Below are 19448 nucleotides of genomic sequence, written 5' to 3'. Positions count from 1 at the left end.
CGGCCGACCGGACACCGCCGCGTTCCCCCGGCCCCCGCCGCTCCCGCCCCGCTGCCTCGGTCACCCGCCCGCCCGGCCGCCCCACCGATCGCTTCGGCCTTGTCGCGGATTGGTTAACTCCCCACCTCTCGCGGGGAGATGGCCGATGATTGGAGCATGCGTTCACAGGACCAGCAGGACACCGCCGCCCGTCCCACCCGGACCGCGCCCACTGCCGTGCGTTCGACGGACACCGTCGGTACGTCCATGTCCTGCGGACCCATGGGCCCCATAAGCCCGGTCGGGCTGTCCGGTCCGGTCGGGCTCGGCGGTCCCATCGGGCTCGGCGGACCGGTCGGGCTCGGCGGACCGGGCGGGTCCGGTGGCGCGCCGTCCGCCGGGCAGCTGCTGGCACTGCAGCGCGCGGCAGGCAACGCCGCCGTCGTCCAGGCGCTGGAACAGCAGCGGCAGGCCCAGCGCCACGCGCACGGACCTTCCTGCGGCCACGACGACTCCACCCCCGTACAGCGCCACGCGCACGGGCCCTCCTGCGGCCACCACGGCTCCGCGGACTCCGCGCCCGTGCAGCGATCGTCCGTGCCGGACGTGCTGCGTGCCGCCGGGCAGCCGCTGGACGGGGCGGTCCGCACGGAGATGGAGGCGCGGCTGGGCGCGGACTTCTCCGACGTACGGCTGCACACCGGGCCGACCGCCCAGCGCTCGGCGGCCGAGGTGGGGGCCCGCGCCTACACCTCGGGCAGCCATGTCGTCATCGGCGCCGGCGGTGCGGACCGGCACACCCTGGCCCATGAGCTGACGCACGTCATCCAGCAGCGCCAGGGGCCGGTCGCGGGTACCGACAACGGCTCGGGGCTCAGCGTCTCGGACCCTTCCGACCGCTTCGAACGCGCGGCGGAGGAGAACGCCCGCCGCGTGCTGGCCGGTCCCGCGCCCACCGAGGCCGCTTCCGTGCAGCGGACGGCGGGTGCCCCCACCGGGGAGGCGCCCGTGCAGCGGACGGCGACCGCTCCCGCCCGCGCCGACGGGAACATCGCCGTACAGCGCTTCGGCGAAGGCGAGGCGCCCTTCGACCACGCCCAGTACTACGCGAAGGCGGGCTGGCAGGCGGCGGCGGAGGAGTTCGAGAAGCGGCTGGGCGCGTACTCCTTCGGACATCCGAGGGCGCTCGCCGCGGCTCGTAAGACCGTCTCCCGGCTCAAGCAGCTGCTCATCGCCTACGCCCGCACGGAGCGCAAGGACGTGGCTCTCGCCAACAGGTCGTTCTTCAAGGACGACAAGACGAGCGCCGGACAGGTGGGCGAGGGCTTGACCACCACCCAGATCAACGAGTTCTTCGCCCGCGACGGCAACGTCCGCGAGCTGATCACGGCCGTCTACAACGCCGCCTACTACAACAAGGGGGCGGAACTCTCCCTCAAGGACATCCTCAACGGGATCATCGGGCCCAAGCCGCAGCTCGCGTCCACCCTCGGTATGAACCAGGAGGAGCTGAAGAAGCACTCGGCGTTCCTCAACGGCTGGACCCGCCCGCCGCTGTGGGCCGCGGCGAACCTCGCGGGCAAGGGCTACAACTACGAGAAGGACCCGTACGCGCTGGGCAACCTCCTGTGGCAGTCGGATCCGGAGACCTTCGCCGGCGACACCCGCGAGATGATCAACAGCCAGGGGCCCCGGAAGGAACGGAGCGAGGCCGACAAGGAGGCCAACCGCAAGACCCCCCGCGACTACGCGGACCGGGGTGCCCCGCTCAGCACGCGCGAGCTGGCCTTCGTGGGCAAGCCCGGCCCGGACGACAAGCTGCCCTGGAACGAGGGCACCGCCTACTGGGAGATCCAGCAGAACGAGTCCTGGCCGAAGGAGAACGCCGCGCGCGGCGTCCCGGTCGTCGCGGGCATGTCGGGCACCACGACCCGGATGCTCAAGACCTTCCAGTGGATCAAGGTGTCCGGGGTGGACGTCTTCGACTACCGGATGGCCGTGATGGGCTGGATGCTGCCGTCCTGGGACCACTCGCTCTACGAGATCCTGCGCGGCTCCTGGGCGGCCGGGGTGAAGGGGCCGGGCGAGTCCGCGGCGCGGGCGGGCAAGGGCGCGGCGCTGATGTACCAGAACATCGCGCCCTTCACGGAGGAGGAGCTGCGGCAGAACGTCTGCGTCGGCGGCCACTTCCCGCACGAGGCGATGTACTTCGCCGAGGCCAACAAGCCGCGGGACACCGACCCGCAGGCGAGCGGCTTCATGGAGCCCGGCCAGAACGCGGCCGGCACGGTGCCGGCCAAGTACAACGCCTTCGTGAGCGGCGACACCGCACCCAGCCCGCGCATCGCCAAGTGGAAGGCGGACAACGGGGGTGCCTCCACCGAGGCCGTCGCCGAGAAGTTCAAGCCCGCCCACGCGACCGCGCTGATGGCGTACACCGGCGGGGCCCACCAGATGATCAACTCGGTGGTGCGCAGCCGGCTGCTGCCCGAGGGCTACGCGCCGTACGGCACCGGCGGCGTGGCCTCGGCCGGCGCCGAGGCCGTCTCGCTCCAGCAGATCAAGAGTCAGCTCCGTTGGGCCGCCCAGAACGACGGCCCCAACCAGGAGTGGGTGCCCACGCTCGACGAGGACCCGGTGATCCAGCCGCAGCTCGCGAACGCCCGGGGCGCGGACCCGGTGGCGAAGAAGGCCGCGATGGCCGTCATCGACGCGCGGATCGACGTACTCGCGCCCGTCCTGTTCGAAGAGCTCAAGGCGCATGCCGACATGACGATGGAGGCGCTCAACCGGCTGCCTCCCGTCACCGGCAAGGTGTACCGCGGCGACTGGAACCTCGGCGGGGACGAATCGTTCTACCAGCTCGGCAAGCAAGCCGCGCTGAACTACCGGCCCGGCTCCGTCTTCACGACCTCCTTCGACAGCACCAGCCGGGAGAAGTCCGTGGGACTGGGCTTCATGCGCGGCCAGCGGGTCTCCGGCACGAAGACGCACCGGATCCTGCTGGAGCTGACGCTCACCGGGAAGTACGGCCGTGACATCGACCCGTTCCACCAGTACCAGGGCACCGAGGCGGAGGTCCTGCTCATGCCTGGCGCGAGTTTCAAGGTGGACAGGAGCGAGTGGGTGCAGGACCCGGGCCACGACCCGGCGAACGGCGGCAGCGACTGGTACGAGCACGTCTACGCGACAGAGGCCTGACGGCCCACCCCCCGCGGCCCCCGTCCCCAGGCGGCGGCCGGACCGCCCGTGCCGGAGCCGGAGCGGGAGCGGGTCCGTGCCGTTCCGGGGAGCGTGCCCGAGCTGACCGGGGCGGCCTGTGCCGGGGCGGGGGTGTGCGGCCCGTACGCGGGCGGAGGTCCGCGGGCCCGCACCCGGGCGGAGGTGCCCCGCGGCCGTACCCAGGCGGTGGTCCGCCGGACCGGGACCGGACGGGCCCTACACGGGCGGAGGTGCGCGGGCCGGTAGCCGGGCGGAGGCGCGCGCGGCCGTACCCGGGCGGCGGCGCGTCGGAGCCGGTGCGGGGCCGGGCGGCGGCCCGCACCCGGGGCGGGGGTGTGCGGGGCGTAACCCTCACACCCCCGCCCCGGCCCCGCTGAGGGCAGCGTTCCTCGCGGGAAACAACGGTGATGCGGTCGGGTAACGTCGACAACGCACGCTCCTGGACATGACCTCGAATTCGCGTGTGGTGGTGATCGGCGCCGGCCTCGCGGGCGTACGACTCGCCCGCCGGCTCGGCGAGCTGGGCACGCCCGCGCTGCTGATCGGCGAGGAGGAGCACCGGCCCTACAACCGGGTCCTGCTCGCCGAGGTGCTGGCCGGCCGGTACGCCCCCGAGGTGATCGCGCTGCCCGCGCCCGCCGGACTGGTCCGGGGCCGGGTCACCGGCATCGACCGCGACCGGCGGACGGTGGCCTGCGCGGACGGCTCGGAGATCGCATACGACACCCTGGTCCTGGCCACCGGCTCCAACCCGGTGCTGCCGCCCCTGCGCGGTCTGTTCACCCCCGACCACGTCCTGCCGGAGGGCGTCCACGCCTTCCGCACCATGGACGACTGCCTCGGCCTGTCGAAGGCGGTACGGCCGGGCGTGCGGGCGGTCGTCATCGGCGGCGGGCTCCTCGGGGTCTCCGCGGCCCGTGCGCTCGCGGTACGCGGCGCCCAGGTCGTCCTCGCCCAGCAGGCCGAGCGGCTCATGGAACGCCAGCTCGACCCGAACGCGTCCAAGCTGGTGCTCCGGCACCTGAGGGACCTCGGCGTCGAGGTCCACACCGAGTGCCGGGTCCGCGACGTGCGCTGCGTCGGCGGCGCCGTCCGCTCGGTGGAGATGTCCGACGGATACGCCCTCGGCGCCGACCTGGTGGTGCTGGCCTGCGGGGTCTCCCCGCGCGCCGGACTCGCCAAGGCGGCGGGGCTCGCCGTCCACAAGGGAATCCTGGTCGACGACGAACTGCGCACGTCCGACCCGCACATCCGGGCGATCGGCGACTGCGCACAGCACGACGGGAACGTGTACGGACTGGCCGCGCCCGCGCTGGAACAGGCGGACGTCCTCGCCGAGTCGCTCGCCGGAGACCCGGGCTCCCGGTACGCCGGCACCCGCGCCCTCACCCGGCTCACCCTCGCCGGGAACAGCGCCTTCGACCTCGCCGCGTTCGGCGAGACGGAGCCGCGCCCCGGCGACGACGTCGTACAGCTCGCCGACGCCACCCGGGGCACCTACCGCAAGGTCGTCGTCCGCGACGACCGCCTGGTCGGCGGGGTCCTCGTCGGCGAACTCGGCACCGTCGGCGCGCTGGCGCGCGCCTGGGAGGGAGCAGAGCCGCTCCCCTCCGACGGCGGCCCCCTGCTCCACCTGCTCACCAACGATGGAGGCTCCTGATGACCGCCACCCCCGGGGGCACCCCCACGATCGTGCTCGTCGGCCACGGCATGGTCGGCCAGCGCTTCCTCGAGGCGCTCGCCGAGCGCGGCCTGACCGCCACGCACCGCGTGGTCGTGCTCTGCGAGGAGCCGCGTCCCGCGTACGACCGCGTGCAGCTCACCTCGTACTTCTCGGGCAAGACGCCCGAGGACCTGTCGATGACCGACATGCGGTTCATCGCCGACCACGGCATCGAGCTGTACGTCGGCGACCCCGCGGAGACGATCGACCGCGAGGCCCGCAAGGTGACGGCCCGCTCGGGGCTGACGGTCGACTACGACATCCTCGTCCTGGCCACCGGCTCCTACCCCTTCGTGCCGCCCGTCCCGAACAAGGACGCCGAGGGCTGCTTCGTCTACCGCACGATCGAGGACCTCCTCGCGATCGAGGAGTACGCCGGCACGAGGACGACGGGTGCCGTGGTCGGCGGTGGGCTGCTGGGCCTGGAGGCGGCCGGCGCGCTGAAGGGCCTCGGGCTCACCTCCCACATCGTGGAGTTCGCGCCCCGTCTGATGCCGGTCCAGGTCGACGAGGGCGGTGGCGCCGCGCTGCTGCGCACCATCGAGGACATGGGGCTGTCCGTCCACACGGGCGTCGGCACCCAGGAGATCGTCGTCGACGAGTCCGGCGCCGTCACCGGCATGAAGCTTTCCGACGGCTCCGAACTCGCCACCGACCTGGTGGTGTTCAGCGCCGGCGTCCGCCCCCGCGACCAGCTGGCCCGCGAGTGCGGCCTGACGGTCGGCGAGCGCGGCGGCATAGCCGTCGACGAGCAGTGCCGCACGGTGAACGACCCGCACGTGTTCGCGATCGGCGAGTGCGCGCTGGCCGCCGACGGCCGGGTGTACGGCCTGGTGGCCCCCGGCTACGAGCAGGCCATCACGGTCGCCGCGACCATCGCCGCCGACGAGTCCGAGCAGCTGACCTTCACCGGCGCCGACCTCTCCACCAAGCTGAAGCTGCTCGGTGTGGACGTGGCGTCCTTCGGTGACGCGCACGGCACCACCGAGGACTGCCTCGACGTCGTCTACTCCGACTCGCGCTCGGGGCTGTACAAGAAGCTGGTCATCGGCCGCGACGGCACGCTGCTCGGCGGCATCCTGGTCGGCGACGCGGAGGCGTACGGCACCCTGCGCGCCTTCACCGGGTCCGTACCGCCCGTCGCCCCCGAGTCGTTGGTCCTGCCGGCCGGCGCCGGGGAGTCCGTCCAGCTCGGCCCGTCCGCGCTGCCGGACGAGGCGATCGTCTGCTCCTGCCACAACGTGTCGAAGGGCACGATCCGCAGCGCGGTGACGGAGCACTCCTGCACCACCGTGCCCGAGGTGAAGAAGTGCACCAAGGCCGGTACCGGCTGCGGCAGTTGCGTCAAGGTGCTCGGCCAGCTGGTCACCGCCGAGCTGGAGGCGAGCGGCGTCGAGGTCGACAAGGGCCTGTGCGGCTGCTTCTCGCAGACCCGCGAGGAGCTGTACGAGATCGTCCTCGCCCTGCGCATCAACACCTACCAGGACCTCCTCGACCGCTACGGCCGGGACAACGCCCGGGGCGGCGACGGCTGCGAGGTCTGCAAGCCGACCGTCGGCTCGATCATCGCCTCCCTCGCCCCGACGATCGGCGCGAGCGGCTATGTCCTGGACGGCGAGCAGGCGGCCCTCCAGGACAGCAACGACCACTTCCTCGCCAACCTCCAGAAGAACGGCTCCTACTCGGTCGTCCCGCGCATCCCCGGCGGTGAGATCACCCCCGAGGGCCTGATCGTGATCGGTGAGATCGCCCGCGACTTCGGCCTCTACACGAAGATCACCGGCGGCCAGCGGATCGACATGTTCGGCGCCCGCGTCGAACAACTCCCGCTGATCTGGACCCGGCTGGTGGACGCCGGCTTCGAGTCGGGTCACGCCTACGGCAAGTCGCTGCGCACGGTGAAGTCCTGCGTCGGCCAGACCTGGTGCCGCTACGGCGTCCAGGACTCCGTCCGCATGGCGATCGACCTGGAGCTGCGCTACCGGGGGCTGCGCTCCCCGCACAAGCTCAAGTCGGCGGTGTCGGGCTGCGCCCGCGAGTGCGCCGAGGCCCAGTCGAAGGACTTCGGCATCATCGCCACCTCCAACGGCTGGAACCTCTACGTCGGCGGCAACGGCGGCGCCACCCCGCGCCACGCCGACCTGCTCGCCCAGGATCTCACCGACACCGAACTGGTGCGCCTCATCGACCGGTTCCTGATGTTCTACATCCGCACCGCCGACCGCCTGGAGCGCACCTCGACCTGGCTGGACCGGATCCCCGGCGGCCTGGACCACGTACGGGACGTGGTGGTGGAGGACTCGCTCGGCATCTGCGAGGAGCTGGAGTCCCTGATGACCGACCACGTCGCGCACTACGCCGACGAATGGGCGACCACCATCAACGACCCGGAGAAGCTCGCCCGGTTCGTGTCCTTCGTCAACGCGCCCGACACCCCCGACCCGGTCGTCGGCTTCGTGCCCGAGCGCGACCAGATCAAGCCCGACCTGCCGTTGCTGACCATCGGCCACCGTCCCCTGGAAGGGAGCGCCCAGCGATGACCCTGGCACTCGAGACGACCGACATCAAGGTCCAACTGCGTCTGGAGGAGCAGTGGTTCACGGTCTGTGACCTCAGCCGGCTGATCCCCGGCCGCGGCGTGGCCGCCCTGCTGCCCGACGGCCGTCAGGTCGCCCTGTTCCTGGACCGGGCGGGTGAGCTGTACGCCGTCGACAACCGCGATCCGTTCGGCGGCGCGGCCGTCCTCTCCCGCGGCCTGACCGGTACCCTCGACGGCCGCACGTTCGTCGCCTCCCCGCTGCTCAAGCAGCGTTTCGACCTGCTGAGCGGGAAGTGCCTGGACGACGACACGGTGCGCATCGCCACCTACCAGGTGCGCACCGCCTGACGCTCGTCCGCCGCCTGTCGCCGGCCCGGTGTCGTGGCCCTGCTCCGGGCGTGCCTGGCATGAGCGGCGCACATGCCAGGCACGCCCGGGGCCGGGGAACGGGCGCGGGCATCGCCTCGGGCACGGAGTGGCACCCGGGCGCCGACCGGGACACGGACACGGCCTGGGAGCGGGCGCGGACCGGGACACGGGCCCGGACCGGGGAACGGGCGCGGACCGGGGAACGGGCGCGGACCGGAGCTCCGGGGACAGTGACGGAAGGGGCCGCACGTTCGGGGAGGCGGCCGGGCTGACCGGTCGGCCGCCCCGGCCGACGCCACCGCCACGGCCCCTGTCCCCCCGCCGCCCACGCGCCCGCCCTCGCCTACACCGACACCGACACCGACGACCGGGCGGGGCGACACCCCGAAGGCCGCCCCGAAGGCCGCCTCGAAGGGCGCGGCGCAGGGCGCGGCGCAGGGCGCGGCGCAGGGCGCGGCGCAGGGCGCGGCGCAGGGCCTCCTGCGACTGCCCCAGTACGCGGAGGAGTACACGGAGGAGCACGCCCCGGGGTATGCGGAGGGTTACCGGCGGGAGCACTCGGAGGGACACGCGGACGAGTACGCCCCGGGTGCGGCCGGTCAGTGAGGTGAGCGGCGAAGCGGCCGGGGCTCAGCCCTTGAGCGCCTCGTAGGACACCCCGGTCAGCTGCTCGGAGGCGGCCCACAGGCGCTCCCCCGCCCGGTCGTCGAGGGTCCAGGGTGCTCGCCGCGACGGCGCGGGCGCCCCACGCCACATGGCGAGGGACGGCCCGGTGAACGAGTCCGGGCGGACACCGGGCGCGGTCGCCGCGTACAGGGCGGGCAGCGCACCGGCCTCGGCGGGCTGGGCGAAGACCCGGTTGCCGAGCGCCATGAGCCGCTCGGCGACCCGGCGCCCCTCCGCCCGCGGCCCCGCCGTCTGGAGGTTGGTCGCCGCGTATCCCGGATGCGCGGCCGCCGCGACGATCTCGGTCCCGGCCGCCGCGAGTCTGCGCGCCAGTTCGTGCGTGAAGAGCAGGTTGGCGGTCTTCGTGCGTCCGTAGGCGATCCAACGCCGGTATTTCCGCTTGGAGTTGAGATCGTGCGGGTCGATGTTGCCGAGCAGGTGGACCATGCTGGAGACGGTCACGATCCGCGTCGACCCGGGCGGTCGGTCCGGCGCGGCGAGCAGAGCGGGCAGCAGCAGCCCGGTGAGGGCGAAGTGCCCGAGATGATTCACCCCGAACTGCGTCTCGAACCCGTCGGCGGTGGTGCCGTACGGCATCGCCATCACGCCCGCGTTGTTGACGAGCAGGTCGAGCCGGTCGTAGGGCAGGGCGTCCGCGAACTCCCGCACGGAGGCGAGGTCCCCGAGATCGAGACGCCGCAACTCCGCCTCCGCGCCAGGCACTTCCTCGCGCAGTCGCCGGACGGCCTGCCGCCCCCGCGTCTCGCTCCGGCAGGCGAGCACCACCCGCGCCCCCTTGCGGGCGAGCTCGCGCGCCGTGACGTACCCGAGCCCGCTGTTGGCCCCGGTGACGACGGCGGTGCGACCGCCCTGGTCAGGGATGTCGTGCGCGCTCCAGCCGGACATGTCCGTACTCCCTCCGCGGTGTGCACGGCCCGCAGCGTCCACGGGCGGCGGTGCCCACGGCCCGCAGCACCCACGGGCAGCGGTGCCCACAGCCGGCAGTGCCCACGGGCAGCAGTGTGCACGGGCAGCCTACGGCGCTCCCGGTCATCCATCCCGCATCTCCCCGTTACGGCATGTCCACGACATAGTTACCCTGCACTTCTAGCGTTCGGCAGCGCACGACCCTGAACGACCCCGTCGCCGGGACCGTCGTACGGGCCGGTTCACCACACCACCCCTGGGAGTGAGCGTGGAACGTCGTACCTTCCTGCGTGCCGCCGCGATCGGCGGCTCCTCCGCCGTACTCGGCGGAACCCTCTGGCGCGGCGCCGCCTACGCCGCCCCGGCGCAGCCCGGCACGGGCCCGTACGGGGCGCTCGGCGCGGCGGACGCCAACGGCATCCGGCTCCCGAGCGGCTTCACCAGCCGGATCATCGCCCGCTCCGGCCAGACGGTGTCCGGGACCTCGTACGCCTGGCACAACGCCCCCGACGGCGGCGCCTGTTACGCGGACGGCACGGGCTGGATCTACGTCTCCAACTCGGAGATCAACCCGTCGGGCGGCGCGAGCGCGGTGAGGTTCTCGGCGACGGGGACGATCACGGCCGCGTACCGCGTCCTCTCCGCCACCCGCCAGAACTGCGCGGGCGGCAAAACCCCGTGGAACACCTGGCTGTCCTGCGAGGAGGTCGACCGCGGGTACGTCTACGAGACCGACCCCTGGGGCGTCAAGGCGGCGGTACGCCGGGACGCGATGGGCCGTTTCAAGCACGAGGCGGCCGCCGCCGACCCGGTCCGCAAGGTGCTCTACCTGACCGAGGACGTGACCGACGGCTGCTTCTACCGTTTCCGGCCGACGAGCTGGGGGGACCTCTCCTCGGGGACGTTGGAGGTCCTGGTGGCCGGCACGGCCACGAGCGGCCCCGTGACCTGGTCCCCGGTGCCCGACCCGACCGGCGCCACCGCCACCCGCAACCAGGTCTTTGGCGCCAAGCGCTTCAACGGCGGCGAGGGCTGCTACTACGCCGACGACACCTGCTGGTTCACGACGAAGGGCGACAACCGGGTCTGGCAGTACAACGCGGCCGCCCAGACGATCGAACTCGCCTACGACGACTCGCTGGTGACGTCCGGCACGGCTCCCCTCACGGGGGTGGACAACGTCACGGGCTCCGCCTCCGGCGACCTGTTCGTGGCGGAGGACGGCGGCACCATGGACATCTGCCTCATCACCCCCGACGACGTGGTCGCGCCCTTCCTGCGCATCGACGGCCAGTCGGGTTCCGAGATCACGGGCCCGGCCTTCTCCCCGGACGGCACCCGTCTGTACTTCTCCAGCCAGCGCGGTACGAGCGGCAGTTCGTCGGGCGGGATCACCTACGAGGTGAAGGGGCCGTTCCGGACATAGGGACGCCCGGGCCTGCGCTTCGACCTGCGGACCAGGATCGACAGGAACTCGACAGCGGAACGGAGGAACACGGTCGGGCGGCGGCTCGTTACTCGCCAACGAAGTCCAAGCGGAGTGAGACCACCCACCCGCCGGCCACAGCCGCACCCGGCGTGGCCGCGGTTCGCCGTGTCACGCCGTACGCGGAGTCACACGGTCGGCAGGGTCACACCGTTCGCAGAGTTACGCCGTTCGCCGCCCGCACCCCACTCACGGAGGCACGTAACCATGACCCCCGCTCCGACGCCCGCCGCCCCCACCCCGTCCCGCCGCACCGTCCTCGGCGGCGCGGCCCTGGCCGCCCTCGCCCTGACGGCCACGGCGGCCCCCGCCGCAACAGCCGCCCCCTCCACTCCCGATGCCATCAAGTCCCCTACCGGAGAGGCAGGTTGGCCGACCGAGTACTCCCTCCCCGACGGCTGGCTCCCCGAGGGCATCGCCATCGGCAGCAAGCCGTACGCCTACCAGGGCTCCCGCGCCGACGGCGGCATCCTCCGCACCGACCTGCGCACCGGCGAGGGCACGGTCCTGTACGCGGGCGGCACCGGCCAGGTGTCGGTCGGCCTGAAGCTCGACCGAGACGGCCTGCTGTACGTGGCGGGCAGCACGGGAGTGGCACGAGTACTCGACTCCCGCACCGGCGAGCTGCTGGCGACCCACCAACTCAGCCCGTCCGCAGGCCACTTCATCAACGACGTGACCCTGCTCGGCGACCGGGCCTGGTTCACCGACTCACGGGACGCCATGCTGTACGGCGTCCCGCGCGGCCGGACCGACGGCGAGATCCGCGCCCTTCCGCTCACCGGCGACTGGGTCCAGCTCCCCGACGCGAACAACGCCAATGGGATCGTCGGCACACCGGACGGCCGGGGTCTGATCGTCGTCAAGAGCACACCCGGCGAGCTGTACAACGTGAACCTCAGGACCGGTCACGCCACGAGGATCACGCTGGTCGGCGCGCCGGACGTGGTGAACGGCGACGGCCTCTACCGCATCGGCCGCACGCTGTACGTGGTCCAGAACCGCCTGAACCTGATCAGCGTCTGGTCCCTGGACCGCACGGCGACCACCGCCACACTCACCCGCACGATCACTGACCCCCGCTTCGACGTCCCCACCACGGCCGCCCGCTACGGCGACCGCCTCTACCTGGTCAACGCACGCTTCACCAGCCCCCAGCTCCCGGAAACGACGTTCACGGCGGTAGCGGTGACGATCTGACGACCCGTCCGGCCCACCGGGCCGGGGAGGGGCGGCACTCGATGAGCGAGGGTGCCGCCCCTCCCCGGCCTCCGGAGCGATGCGCACAGAAAGTCGGCCGGGTACCGCGCAGCTGCCATCGACGTCCGCGACCACAACCGCTCCTCCAAACCCTGCCGACGCCTTGAACCCCCACGGCCACAACAAGGGGCGGCACCCTCACAAGAGGGTGCCGCCCGATTTCACATCCCCCGACCGCCCATCAGTCGCGCCGGATCAACTCCGGATCGATACGCCGGCCGATCAGCGGCAGCGCGCCGAGCGCGGCGACGACCACAACGCCGAGCGCGGAAGCGAGAAGCAGCGGCAGTCCGGCCCCGTCCCAGAAGACGGCCCCACCACCGGTCACCAGGTAGCTGGACTCCGCCATCTTCCCTGTCACCACCGCAAGCACGAGCCCGACGGCCAAGGGCAACACAACCTGCGCGGCCTGAACGGCCCGGAGCGTCCGAGGCCTGGCCCCGAGCAATGCCAGGGCAGTTACCTGCGGTCGGCGTTCCACGGCTCGATCGGTGGCGGCGACGAGGTACGCCGCCACCCCGATGATCAGGCCCAGGATCATGCCTACCGCGAGGAGGGTCTTGATGACGGTGATCTGCTGGAGAGCGGCGGCGTCCACGCCATCCGTCTCGACCTCGATCGTGGGGTCGACCCCCGCGATGCCTTCGAGTACGGAGCGCACGGTCTTGGGGGCGGCGCCGCTGAGGAGCTTGAGGGTGGCTCGGTCCTCGGGGCGGAAACCGGCGGGGAACAGGGACGGTGGGAGCAGAACAGCGCCGCTGCTGGCCATCTGTGCTGCCGTGTCGTCGTGATACTTGATCGTCTGACGCGGCACTTCCACGTTGACGACCCGGCGCTCGCCTTCGGAGTTGCGCAGGTGGAAGGGGAACATCTTTCCCGGCTTGCTGACCTCGTCGTAGGTGTGCCCCTGAACCATCAGCCGGGCGGGACGTCCGTCGACGCAGTTCTCGACCAAGGACGCCATCCTGCGCAGTTGCCCGCACGTGGCGATCACGGCACTGATACTCGCCCACGTCTCGCTGCTGGGATCCGTCCACGACTGCGCCTGAATGGCGTGGCTGCGGACGCCCGGGACCTTGGTGAGAGCCCGCTCCTTGTTCTCGGGAACATCGTCGAGCGCCATGGTGTAGAGCTGAACCGGCGAGGTGTTCTTGGAGACCTGATTCAGCTCGATGAGCACGCCCTGCGTGAGTGACGCCGCGTAGACGAGCAACACCAGGCCGGTCGCCACGCGGAGAGCACCGCCCGGTTCCACTTCGTTGCGGCGCATGGCGAGACCCAGAGACAGCGAACTCGTGACTCGGGCAACCGTCCGGGCCAGCACGCGCGAGAGGATCGGCAACGACAGCACGAGGCCGGCACCTACCAGCACGACGGCGAGCGGCATCAGGATCGCGGAGAACGACGTGTCCGTGGGTACATTCCCCGTCGCGCCGGCCAGGCAGTATCCGATGACGATGCCCAGTCCGGGAACAAGCGGAAGCAGGCCCCACAGACGCGGTGGCTTCTCCACGGCACTACGCCGCACGGCCAGCGGGTTGGCCGCCGCCTTCTTCGCTCCGGCACGACCAACGAACCAGGCCAACGCCGGACAACCCACCAGACAGACGAGGAGCGCCGTCCCGGGCAACGCGCCATCGGCCGGGTACCACTTGAACCCGGGCAGTCCCGCCCGCGCAACCAGTTGATTGACGACCCAGTAGGCACCCAGACCGAGCACGGCTCCCAGCAATGCCGCAGCGACGGTCTCAGCCGCGTTGACACGCTGTGTGCCCTTTGCGCTCAGCCCTAGCAGGCGCAGCGCGGCCAGCCGCCTCATACGGGAGGCGGCGGACAGCCGGGCACACACGGAAAGGAACACTGCCAGCGGTAGCAGTACGACACCTGCCAAGGTGAAGCGCAGAATGTCGAGCGTGGAGGGCTCCACAGTCGGGAAGCGCGCATGTTTCCAACCGAATTCCGACAAGTGGCCACCCCCCTTGAGCTCTTCTGGTTTGGCGCCGACGTACGCGTAAAGCTCGTCAGGCTGGGCCAGCCCCTGAGCGGAGATGAGGCCGACCTCGTTCCCGGGCAGAAGTTGAGCAAGGCCGGGATCTTTGTCCAGCAGCTCGTGCAGCCGAGGGGAAACAAACACCTCACCGGGGCCCGGAAGCTCAGGCAGACCTGGCGGCGGGGTAATGGGCGCGCCTGTCTGAGCCACGAAGATCCGGGTCAGGGGTTCTGAACCGTAGGGATCCATTCGGGTGAGGGCCAGTCCGTCCCCTGTGGTTGAGAGACAGCTACCTCGCCCGTTCGAGCAATCTGGCTCTCGAGCTGCCTTCCGAGCATCTTGCGCGGCCAGAATTCCCGGAATCGCAAGGACGACCGCCAGACAGCACACACCGACCCCGCTGCCCACGACCATGAGCATGAAACGCACACGGTTACCTCGTCCGCTCCCCAGCAACAGCCGCAGCCCCAAGAGGAGTTCCTTCACGACGTCTCCTGCACTTGAGCCGTGAGAATTCCGTCACACATGGTGTAGCGGGTATCGGCTCGTGATGCCACCTGCGCGTCGTGCGTCACGAGCACCACTGCCGTTCCTTGTGATCGCGCAAGGGTAAGGAACTCTTCCAGCACGGCCGTGGCATTGCTGCTGTCAAGCGAGCCGGTGGGCTCATCCGCGAAAACAACGGCTGGCTTGTGCACCAATGAACGAGCTACCGCGACGCGTTGACTCTGCCCTCCGGATACCTGCGACGGACGTCGCCCTCGTAGATCACCAAGGCCGAGCCGCTCCAGAACCTCACCGGCCGCGGCAAGGGCGTCTGCCTTACGCCGTCCAGCCAGCCGGAGTGGCAACGCGGTGTTTTCTTCCACGGTCAACTCAGGCAAGAGTTCACCGTACTGGAAGACGAAACCGAAACGTTCACGCCGAAGCATGCTTAGCTCTTCATCATTGAGAGCCCCGATGGAATTCCCTTCGAAACGGATCTCACCGCAGGCAACTGGCAATACACCCGCCAAGCAATACAGCAGCGACGACTTACCCGACCCGCTTTGACCGGTGATCGCCGCAACTTCTCCCCGGCGCAGGGAAATCTGCGCGTTCCTGACAGCCGACGTTTCCCCATAGAGAAGATCAATCCCCTTGGCGGAAAGGACTTCTGACGTATTGATCTCGTTCCCCTATCAAAAGCCCGAGCCCAGGAAAATCCACCTAGGCTCGGGAAGTCAGACCGATCAGGCATGGTCCCAGTCGTACAAAAAGTTCTGCTCCGGAGCGCAATTATCCGGGCGGAGGGCGCCCCGGTCGCGACAAACCCGGAACTTAACCTTTCCCGTATAGCGCTGCGCACCGTCCCAGTTGGACTTATGCAACCAAACCGAACTCCGCTGCTTTCCGTAGTAGCGCACCCAGCCGTGCCCGTGAACCTTGACCTCGACATAGACGTTATGCCGGTCAGTGGTGATCGTGTCTTTGAGCCGACCCCGCCATTCGAATGCCCCGTGGTTGATCCCGGGCCGGTTGAACTTGTACTTGCCTTCACTGAAATCGGCGCCCAGCGGTGCAAGTTTCGCGATCTTCCCCTGTACCGGCGAAGCAGGCACCGCCACCGCCCCGCCGAACATCAGACCGACCGCAGCCAGGCCGAGCACTGCACTCTTCATCCATGCCTCCGTAACCATCAGCGACGCGACCATCGCTAGGAGTAACGGACTGTAGCGCCACGTAAGTTGACAGAAACGATCTATCGCCCCACAACCACCACATCAGGCGATCGACTTCCAGCCACGTCGCCGCAAAAGGCCACCATCGCGCCACCGGCAGCCGGCCCTACCGCTCAGCGCCTCACCCACGCGTAAGCGTCCCCATGGGGTTCCATAAAGGTCGCGCTCTGGGAGCCGTGCAGGTGGGCGTAAGTGCCGCCGTGGGTGAGCAGTTCGTCGTAGCGGCCCGTTTCCACCAGGTGGCCGCGGTCGACGACGAGAATGCGGTCGGCGTCGGGAGCAGGGGGGCCGCGTCCACCACGGCGACGCCGGGCCACTGGACCGCGGGGGACCAGCATGCGGACCGCGCGGGCGCACAGCGCAGAAAGTCGGCGCGGGCGCACAGCGCCAGGCGGACCTCGCGGGCGGACAGCGCAGGAGGTCGGCGCGGCTGGATGCGGACCGTGCGGATGGACAACGCGAGAGGACGGCACCCCCGCACAGGGTGCCGTCCTCCGTGGTGCGCCGGGGCCGTCGCCGATCGGTGAGGGTCGGGGACCGGCGGCGGCTCCGGGGTTATCGGGGCGTCAGCGGTGGTCGCTGCCCGTCGACTGCGAGGCCGCCCGGCCCGCTTCCAGTCGCGCCACCGGGATCCGGAACGGCGAGCAGGAGACGTAGTCGAGTCCCACCTCGTGGAAGAAGTGGACGGACTCCGGGTCGCCGCCGTGCTCGCCGCAGACGCCGAGCTTGAGGTCGGGGCGGGTGGCGCGGCCGGCCTCCACCGCCAGCTTCACCAGGGAGCCCACGCCGTCCCGGTCGATCGTCTCGAACGGGCTGACGCCGAAGATGCCCTTCTCCAGGTAGGCCGTGAAGAAGGAGGCCTCGACGTCGTCGCGGCTGAAGCCCCACACCGTCTGGGTCAGGTCGTTCGTGCCGAAGGAGAAGAACTGCGCCGCCTCGGCGATCTGGCCGGCGGTCAGCGCGGCGCGCGGCAGCTCGATCATCGTGCCGATCGAGAGCTTCAGCTGGACGCCGGTCGCCGCCTCCACCTCCGCGATGACCTGGTCGGCCTCCTCACGGACGATCTCCAGCTCCTGGACGGTGCCGACCAGCGGGATCATGATCTCCGCGCGCGGGTCGCCCTTCGCCGTCCTGCGCTCGGCGGCGGCCTCCGCGATCGCCCGTACCTGCATGGTGAACAGGCCGGGGATGACCAGGCCGAGGCGTACGCCGCGCAGGCCCAGCATCGGGTTCTGCTCGTGCAGGCGGTGGACGGCCTGGAGGAGCCGGAGTTCGTTCTCGTGGGGCTCCTGACGGGACTCCGCCAGGGCCACGCGGACCGACAGCTCGGTGATGTCGGGCAGGAACTCGTGCAGGGGCGGGTCCAGGAGCCGGACCGTGACCGGGAGGCCGTCCATCGCCGAGAACAGCTCCACGAAGTCCTTCTTCTGGAGCGGCAGGAGTGCCTTCAGCGACTCCTCGCGCTCGTCCTCCGTGTCCGCGAGGATCAGGCGCTCGACGAGCTCACGACGGTCGCCGAGGAACATGTGCTCCGTACGGCACAGACCGATGCCCTGGGCGCCGAAGCGGCGGGCGCGCAGCGCGTCCTCGGCGTTGTCCGCGTTGGCCCGGACCCGCAGGCGGCGCTTCCTGTCCGCGAAGGCCATGATGCGGTGGACCGCCTCGACCAGTTCGTCGGCGTCGTTGGCGCCCGCGTGCATCCGGCCCTCGAAGTACTCCACGACGGGGGACGGGACCACCGGGACCTCGCCCAGGTAGACCTTGCCCGACGACCCGTCGATCGAGATCAGGTCGCCTTCCTCCACCACGTGACCGCCGGGGACCGTCATCCGGCGGCGTTTGGTGTCGACCTCGAGCTCCTCGGCGCCGCAGACGCAGGTCTTGCCCATGCCGCGGGCCACCACGGCCGCGTGGGAGGTCTTGCCGCCGCGCGAGGTCAGGATGCCCTCGGCCGCGATCATGCCGTCCAGGTCGTCGGGGTTGGTCTCGCGGCGGACCAGGATGACCTTCTCGCCCGAGCGGGACCACTTGACGGCCGTGTACGAGTCGAAGACCGCCTTGCCGACCGCCGCGCCCGGCGACGCCGCGATGCCCCGGCCGACCTGCTGGACCTTCGCCTCGTCGTCGAAGCGCGGGAACATCAGCTGGGCGAGCTGGGCGCCGGTGACCCGCTGGAGCGCCTCGGCCTCGTCGATCAGGCCCTGGTCGACGAGCTGGGTGGCGATGCGGAAGGCCGCGCCCGCCGTGCGCTTGCCGACGCGGGTCTGGAGCATCCACAGCTGACCGCGCTCGATGGTGAACTCGATGTCGCAGAGGTCCTTGTAGTGGTTCTCCAGCGTCTCCATGATCTGCATCAGCTGGTCGTACGACTTCTTGTCGATCGACTCCAGCTCGGCGAGCGGGACGGTGTTGCGGATGCCCGCCACCACGTCCTCGCCCTGGGCGTTCTGGAGGTAGTCGCCGTACACGCCCTGGTGGCCGGAGGCGGGGTCGCGGGTGAACGCCACGCCGGTACCCGAGTCGGGGCCCAGGTTGCCGAAGACCATCGAGCAGACGTTGACGGCCGTGCCCAGGTCGCCCGGGATGCGCTCCTGGCGGCGGTAGAGCTTGGCGCGGTCGGTGTTCCAGGAGTCGAAGACCGCGTGGATGGCGAGGTCCATCTGCTCGCGCGGGTCCTGGGGGAAGTCGCGGCCGGCCTCGGTCTTGACGATCCGCTTGAACTTGGTGACCAGCTTCTTGAGGTCGGCGGCCTCCAGCTCGGTGTCGACCGTGACCTTCTTGGCGGTTTTCGCGGCCTCCAGCGCGTCCTCGAAGAGCTCGCCGTCGACGCCGAGGACCGTCTTGCCGAACATCTGGATCAGGCGGCGGTAGGAGTCCCAGGCGAAGCGGTCGTCGCCGGCCTGCTTGGCGAGGCCCTGGACCGACTTGTCGGAGAGGCCGATGTTGAGGACCGTGTCCATCATGCCGGGCATCGAGAACTTGGCGCCGGAGCGGACCGAGACCAGCAGCGGGTCGTCGGCCTGGCCGAGCTTCTTGCCCATGCGCCGCTCCAGCGCGTCGAGGTGCGCACTCACCTCGTCACGCAGTGCCGCCGGCTCCTCGCCGCTGTCGAGGTAGACCTTGCAGGCGTCGGTGGTGATGGTGAAGCCCGGGGGGACCGGAAGGCCCAGGTTGGTCATCTCGGCGAGGTTCGCGCCCTTGCCGCCGAGGAGATCCTTGAGGTCCTTGTTGCCCTCGGTGAAGTCGTAGACGAACTTCACGCCCTCAACGGTCGCGGCCTGCTCGGCTACCTGGAGATCTTTGTTTTCCGACACGGGTCTCGACTCCTCGAGGACGCGGTGGCTGCCCTGACGGCCAGGAACATACCCAGATCGAAGGCTCCTGGGTACGTCCACTCGCGCGTCATGTGCCCGTAACCAACCGTCCGCCAGCGGATCGAAAGTCAAGGCTTGGCAAGCGCACGGCCGCGGATGTTTTCACTTCTTGAACGCAAGCGCCTCCCGACCGCCCCTCACATGCCCCATATTGCGCTCAGATGAGCACTGTGCGGCACGATTGATTTCGAT

General features: G+C 70.5%; 11 protein-coding genes. 6 read left to right on the top strand and 5 right to left on the bottom strand.

What is annotated here, in order from left to right:
- Positions 1 to 156 precede the first annotated feature (156 nt).
- From QQM72_RS16045 to nirD, 4 genes are all read left to right on the top strand, one after another.
- The gene (locus QQM72_RS16045) at positions 157 to 3180 is read left to right on the top strand and encodes an eCIS core domain-containing protein (RefSeq protein WP_314221543.1); all 3024 of its coding nucleotides are present in this window, start codon (positions 157 to 159) and stop codon (positions 3178 to 3180) included.
- 466 nt (positions 3181 to 3646) lie between these two features.
- Positions 3647 to 4861, top strand: a complete 1215-nt coding sequence (locus QQM72_RS16040) for an NAD(P)/FAD-dependent oxidoreductase (RefSeq protein ID WP_314221542.1) — start codon at positions 3647 to 3649, stop codon at positions 4859 to 4861.
- Positions 4861 to 7464: a nitrite reductase large subunit NirB gene (gene nirB, locus QQM72_RS16035; RefSeq protein ID WP_314221541.1), complete on the top strand. Its 2604-nt coding sequence runs from the start codon at positions 4861 to 4863 to the stop codon at positions 7462 to 7464. Before QQM72_RS16040 ends, nirB begins: the two co-directional genes overlap by 1 nt.
- Positions 7461 to 7811 carry a nitrite reductase small subunit NirD gene (gene nirD, locus QQM72_RS16030; protein WP_314221540.1) on the top strand — a complete coding sequence of 117 codons (351 nt, stop codon included), beginning with the start codon at positions 7461 to 7463 and terminating at the stop codon, positions 7809 to 7811. Before nirB ends, nirD begins: the two co-directional genes overlap by 4 nt.
- Positions 7812 to 8462: 651 nt before the next feature.
- Here nirD and QQM72_RS16025 read toward each other — a convergent pair.
- Entirely contained in the window at positions 8463 to 9404 is a 942-nt protein-coding gene (locus QQM72_RS16025; protein ID WP_314221539.1) for an oxidoreductase, read from the bottom strand.
- Between the two features lie 289 nt (positions 9405 to 9693).
- Between QQM72_RS16025 and QQM72_RS16020 the strand changes: the two genes are divergently transcribed.
- Positions 9694 to 10851: an alkaline phosphatase PhoX gene (locus QQM72_RS16020; protein ID WP_314221538.1), complete on the top strand. Its 1158-nt coding sequence runs from the start codon at positions 9694 to 9696 to the stop codon at positions 10849 to 10851.
- A 267-nt stretch (positions 10852 to 11118) separates the two neighbouring features.
- Positions 11119 to 12111, top strand: coding sequence for an SMP-30/gluconolactonase/LRE family protein (locus QQM72_RS16015; RefSeq protein WP_314221537.1), 993 nt, complete (start codon positions 11119 to 11121; stop codon positions 12109 to 12111).
- 241 nt (positions 12112 to 12352) lie between these two features.
- Here the strand turns inward: QQM72_RS16015 and QQM72_RS16010 are convergent, their stop codons facing one another.
- The 4 genes from QQM72_RS16010 to ppdK form a co-directional block, all read right to left on the bottom strand.
- Entirely contained in the window at positions 12353 to 14647 is a 2295-nt protein-coding gene (locus QQM72_RS16010; protein WP_314221536.1) for an FtsX-like permease family protein, read from the bottom strand.
- A complete protein-coding gene (locus tag QQM72_RS16005) occupies positions 14644 to 15297 on the bottom strand; it encodes an ABC transporter ATP-binding protein (protein WP_314221651.1) in 654 nt (217 codons plus the stop codon). The genes QQM72_RS16010 and QQM72_RS16005 overlap by 4 nt, the downstream gene beginning before the upstream one ends.
- A 96-nt stretch (positions 15298 to 15393) precedes the next feature.
- On the bottom strand, positions 15394 to 15822 hold the full coding sequence (locus tag QQM72_RS16000; protein WP_314221535.1) for a hypothetical protein: 429 nt from the start codon (positions 15820 to 15822) through the stop codon (positions 15394 to 15396).
- A gap of 626 nt (positions 15823 to 16448) precedes the next feature.
- On the bottom strand, positions 16449 to 19196 hold the full coding sequence (gene ppdK / locus QQM72_RS15995; RefSeq protein ID WP_314221534.1) for a pyruvate, phosphate dikinase: 2748 nt from the start codon (positions 19194 to 19196) through the stop codon (positions 16449 to 16451).
- Positions 19197 to 19448 lie beyond the last annotated feature (252 nt).

Origin of the sequence: Streptomyces zaehneri, from assembly GCF_032248645.1 — a bacterium.
GTDB classification, from domain to species: Bacteria; Actinomycetota; Actinomycetes; order Streptomycetales; family Streptomycetaceae; genus Streptomyces; species Streptomyces coriariae.
This window is presented reverse-complemented; position numbering and strand designations above follow the sequence as displayed.

Bases quoted from the DNA above. Each gene is read 5' to 3' on its own strand.
- QQM72_RS16045 (WP_314221543.1), top strand. From the start codon at position 157: ATGCGTTCACAGGACCAGCAGGACACCGCCGCCCGTCCCACCCGGACC.
- nirB (WP_314221541.1), top strand. From the start codon at position 4,861: ATGACCGCCACCCCCGGGGGCACCCCCACGATCGTGCTCGTCGGCCAC.
- QQM72_RS16015 (WP_314221537.1), top strand. From the start codon at position 11,119: ATGACCCCCGCTCCGACGCCCGCCGCCCCCACCCCGTCCCGCCGCACC.
- QQM72_RS16025 (WP_314221539.1), bottom strand. From the start codon at position 9,404: ATGTCCGGCTGGAGCGCGCACGACATCCCTGACCAGGGCGGTCGCACC.
- nirD (WP_314221540.1), top strand. From the start codon at position 7,461: ATGACCCTGGCACTCGAGACGACCGACATCAAGGTCCAACTGCGTCTG.
- QQM72_RS16040 (WP_314221542.1), top strand. From the start codon at position 3,647: ATGACCTCGAATTCGCGTGTGGTGGTGATCGGCGCCGGCCTCGCGGGC.
- QQM72_RS16000 (WP_314221535.1), bottom strand. From the start codon at position 15,822: ATGAAGAGTGCAGTGCTCGGCCTGGCTGCGGTCGGTCTGATGTTCGGC.